At 68.0% G+C, this 3,571-nt stretch carries 3 protein-coding genes; all 3 read right to left on the bottom strand.

The window, feature by feature from the left end; genetic code table 11:
* Positions 1 to 150: 150 nt before the first annotated feature.
* The gene (locus tag VFH65_RS07360) at positions 151 to 849 is read right to left on the bottom strand and encodes a hypothetical protein (protein WP_353320497.1); all 699 of its coding nucleotides are present in this window, start codon (positions 847 to 849) and stop codon (positions 151 to 153) included.
* A gap of 6 nt (positions 850 to 855) precedes the next feature.
* Complete coding sequence (locus VFH65_RS07355) at positions 856 to 1,938, bottom strand: hypothetical protein (protein ID WP_353320496.1); 1,083 nt, start codon at positions 1,936 to 1,938, stop codon at positions 856 to 858.
* Positions 1,939 to 1,947: 9 nt separating this feature from the next.
* A partial coding sequence (gene abc-f, locus VFH65_RS07350; protein WP_353320495.1) for a ribosomal protection-like ABC-F family protein occupies positions 1,948 to 3,571 on the bottom strand: 1,624 nt, incomplete at its 5' end.

Below are 3,571 nucleotides of genomic sequence, written 5' to 3'. Positions count from 1 at the left end.
ATGGGTCAACTCATCGGCCGACCCCGACTGCACCATCGCCACCCCGGCAACGATCATGTCCACACCGGCGACCCACGCCCCGCGATCGTGACCGCCCACCAACTCCACACTTCGAACACTAGTTCGAAACACCGACAAATTAGGTGACGCCTACATCAAGCGACCGAGGTCTTCCTCGGCGGTTTGGCGTGGCTGCTCGGGCGGTGTCACCGGAGCCGGGCCCGCGCCGTGCCGGTCATCGGCCTCGGCGCGCTGCAATTCCTCACGGTCTTCTTGCTTGGGTTCTTGCGGTGGCTCCTCGGTGGCACCGACGGAACCGTCCTGTGATTGCTGCGGTTGGCCGCCAGCGGGGGCCTGCCCCTGGCCGGCAACGCCCGCTGCGCCACTCGACGCGCCCCCGGCGCCCTGCCCGCCTGCGCCCTGCCCGCCGGATGACTGCCCGCCAGACGACTGGCCGCCTCCTCCGCCTTGAGCGGCTCCCATGAGCTGTTGCATCAGCGAGCCGAACATCCCGGACTGCCCGCTTGCCGCCTCACCGGCCTTACCCGCCTGCTGGCCCAACTGACCAACCTGGCCGAGCATGCCCGCCAGCTGCCCCAAGGGCTGCCCAGCGGAGTCGTCGGCGTTCTGATACGCCGACTCGGCCGCACCCAACTTGCCTTGGAACATGTTCTCCTTGGCCGACAGCGCCGCAACACTGGTGGCAAGCGGGGCCGTCAACGTCGGAAGCACGGCGGCGATCGTCGCGCTCATCGCGTCCTCACCGGGAGGCAGCAACGGCACCTGGGGAAGTTCTACCGCCGCGGGATCCCAGTTCAGGCCCTCAGGCTTCTCGAGCGGGTCAGTCATAGCGCGTCACCAATCATCGTCAACGTCGTCCTCGGCGAGGTCATGTTCGAGCGGCGGCGGAAGGGTCAGCGACGAAGCGGTGCTCCCGCCCTCACCGCGCTGACCCAGCATGCCCATGGGTCCGCCCATCCCGCCGCCGGCTGCCACCGGAGCGACGCCGCCAACCGCGGCAGTGCTCGCGCCAGCCGCCTCGGGCGCGACACCGGCGGCATGGCTGCCGACCAGGTTCGCCATCAACGGTGTCTGCGGCGCAACGCCGCCTGAGCCGGGCAGCGACGCCGCGCGCACCATGCCGCCCCCGGCGCCCTTGCCCGAGCCGCCCGCAAGCGGGTGGTTGGAGAACGACGAAAGACCCGTCATTGCAGTGCCGTCGGAGCCGCCCTTGCCGGCCTGACCGAACAAAGAGGTGAGCTGTTGCAGCGGCTGCGAGAGCTGCTGGGTCAGCTGTTGGGGGGCCTGAAGCAGCCCGCCGGCCATCTGTGGGAGCTGACCAGCCATGGATCCCATCTGGCTGAGCATCTGCATCGCCTGCTGCGACTCCTGCCCGGCTTTGCCCGCCGCCATCTCCACCGGGGGCTTGCTGACCTGCGGGATGTTCGGCGGCACACCGAGAGTGCTTGCCAGCTCGGTCGTATTGGCCGTCACATACGCGATGTTCTGCGAAAGGCCGAACTTGATCCGGCTCTGGATCAGCTCTTGGGTGTTGCTGACGGGCAACGCTTGAATTGCTTCACATTCGCGTTGGGTCTCGACCGCGGTGGCGTTCACCAGCGCCTTCGTCTTCGCGACGGTGACCTCCATGCTGCGCAGTTGGGCCGCGATCGCGGCCGCGTGGGCCGCGTTGGCCTCATGGCCGCCGATGATCGTGGTGGCCTCCCCCGCCGCCGACACCGCGGCGGTGCCCTTCCAGGTGTCCGACAATTGCATCAGCTGGCCCTGTTGCTGTGGCACCACCGACCCGGTCAGCTTTGCCGCCAACGCCTCATAGGACGCCGCCGCAGCTGCGAGCGCTTCCTCATCGACATTCGGCCAGCCGGGGCCCATCACCGTCTGCGAGCCGTACGGACTGGAATCAGGCATGATCGCCACGGGTCGAGATTACCGTCCGGCCGGGGCCCCTGTAGTCACCAATTGCCCGTCCGATAACCGTAGCCAGCGGTCGATGCCGATCGCGGCGAGGAACCGCTTGTCGTGGCTGACGACGACGAAGGCGCCCTGGTAGGAGTTCAGCGCGGCCTCGAGCTGGCCGACGCTGACCAGGTCGAGATTGTTGGTCGGCTCGTCGAGCAGCAATAGCTGCGGCGCTGGCTCCGCGTAGAGGACAGACGCCAGCGTGGCGCGCAGTCGCTCACCTCCTGACAGCGCCGCCACCGGTAGGTGAATGCGGTTACCGCGAAACAGGAAGCGCGCGAGCAAATGCATACGCCTTGTCTCGGACAAACTTGGCGCGAACGCAGCAAGGCTTTGCGCCACGGTGCGATCGCCGTCCAGCAGATCGAGCCGCTGAGACAGGTACGCCACCCGGCCGTCGGCGCGCTGGAGCACACCGTCGTCCGGTTCGAGCTCGCCGTCGATGATGCGCAGCAGCGTTGACTTGCCTGCACCGTTGGATCCCGTTAGGGCGATGCGTTCGGGACCGCGCACGCTCAGGTCGACATCGGTGAACAGCGTCCGGCCGTCACGGCTCATCCGCAGTCCCTCGGCCGCAACCACTGTGCGACCGGCGGGCACGTTGGTGTCGGGCAGGTCGAGCACGATGGTCTGGTCGTCGCGCAACGCGCGTTCGGCGTCGTCGAGGCGCGCCTTGGCATCAGTGACACGCGCGGCGTGCACATCGTCGGCGCGGCCCGCCGATTCCTGGGCGTCGCGTTTGAGCTTGCCCGCGACGATCTTCGGCAGACCGGCGTCCTTGACGTTTCGCGCCGCCGTGGCACTGCGACGCGCGGCGCGTTCGCGGGCCTGCTGACGCTGGCGCTTCTCGCGTTTGAGTTGCTGCTCGGCGTTGCGCAGGTTGCTCTCGGCCACCCGTTGCGCGTCGTCGACGGCCTGCTCGTAGGCGGTGAAATTGCCGCCGTACAAATGGATTTCACCGTTGCGTAGTTCGGCGATGCGGTCCATCCGGTCGAGCAGCACGCGGTCGTGGCTGACCAGTAGCAGCGACCCGGTGAAGTCGTCGAGTGCGTCGTAAAGCTTGCGTCGCGCGTCGCCGTCCAGGTTGTTGGTCGGCTCGTCGAGCAGCAGCACATCGGGCCGCTTCAGCAGCTGCGCGGCCAGCCCGACGGAGACCACCTCACCGCCGGAAAGCGAACCGAGCCGCCGGTGCAAGGCGATATGGCCCAGGCCAAGCCGGTCGAGCTGTGCGCGGGTGCGTTCCTCGACGTCCCAGTCGTCGCCGATCGCGGCGAACACCTCGTCGTCGGCCTCGCCTGAGGCCAGCGCGGTGAGCGCGTCGATCGCCGAAGCCACGCCGAGCACCTCGGCGACGCTGCGCTCCGCGACGAACGGCAGCGTCTGGGGCAGGTATCCGACGGTGCCGTCGACGGTCACCGATCCTGCGGTTGGCCGATATTCCCCGGCGATCAGCCGCAGCAGCGTGCTCTTGCCGGCGCCGTTGGGAGCGACCAGGCCGGTGCGGCCTTCGCCGACGGTGAAGGACAGTTCGTAGAAGACGGGTGTGTCATCGGGCCAGGCGAACGACAAATTGGAACAGACGATGGAAGAC

The organism is Mycobacterium sp., assembly GCF_035697385.1.
Classification (GTDB): Bacteria; Actinomycetota; Actinomycetes; order Mycobacteriales; family Mycobacteriaceae; genus Mycobacterium.
The sequence above is the reverse complement of the archived record's forward strand: the minus strand, read 5'-3'. Positions and strand labels throughout refer to the sequence as shown.